Origin of the sequence: Pseudomonas typographi (assembly GCF_014694385.1) — a bacterium.
Lineage (GTDB): Bacteria > Pseudomonadota > Gammaproteobacteria > Pseudomonadales > Pseudomonadaceae > Aquipseudomonas > Aquipseudomonas typographi.
The window spans coordinates 1-516 of record NZ_JAAOCA010000136.1 but is presented as its reverse complement, the minus strand read 5'-3'; the positions used below and the strand labels follow the sequence as shown (position 1 = coordinate 516).

The 516-nt window shown below is 64.0% G+C and carries 1 protein-coding gene; it reads left to right on the top strand.

Annotated elements, in window-relative coordinates; translation table 11 throughout:
• Positions 1 to 104 precede the first annotated feature (104 nt).
• Entirely contained in the window at positions 105 to 443 is a 339-nt protein-coding gene (locus HAQ05_RS28080) for a phage head closure protein (protein ID WP_190427691.1), read from the top strand.
• The last annotated feature ends 73 nt before the right edge of the window (positions 444 to 516 follow it).

Here is a 516-nt window from a genome sequence, read left to right as displayed (position 1 = left end):
CTGTTCGCCAACCGCGAAGAGGTTATCACCGATGGCTCGGTCGCAGAATTGCCGCTGGCTTCACGCGCACTGCTCATGCCCTACCGGGTACGGATGGGTGTGTGATGCGGGCCGGTCGGCTGCGGCATAGGGTTGACATCCAGCGCCGAGAGCAGAGCCAAGATCCAGAAACAGGGGAGGTGATCGCTGCCTGGGTAAACGCCTGGGCCGGCTGCCCGGCTTCGTTCGAACCACTTTCCGCCCGCGATCTGATCGCCGCCCAGGCGGGGCAGTCGGAAGCGACGGCTCGGGTCGTGATCCGGTACCGGGACGGCGTGCTGCCCTCCATGCGCATCATCCACCGCGGGCAGATCTACAACATCGAGGGGCCACCGCTGCCGGATAAGGTGTCTGGCCGGGAGTACCTGACCATTCTCGTTTCAACGGGGCTCAATGATGGGTGAATTCAAAATGCAGGGCGTTGAGGGCGTCGTAGGGAAGATGCGCGGCCTGGCGCCCAAACTGCAACGATCCGGC

Bases quoted from the DNA above. Each gene is read 5' to 3' on its own strand.
- HAQ05_RS28080 (WP_190427691.1), top strand. From the start codon at position 105: ATGCGGGCCGGTCGGCTGCGGCATAGGGTTGACATCCAGCGCCGAGAG.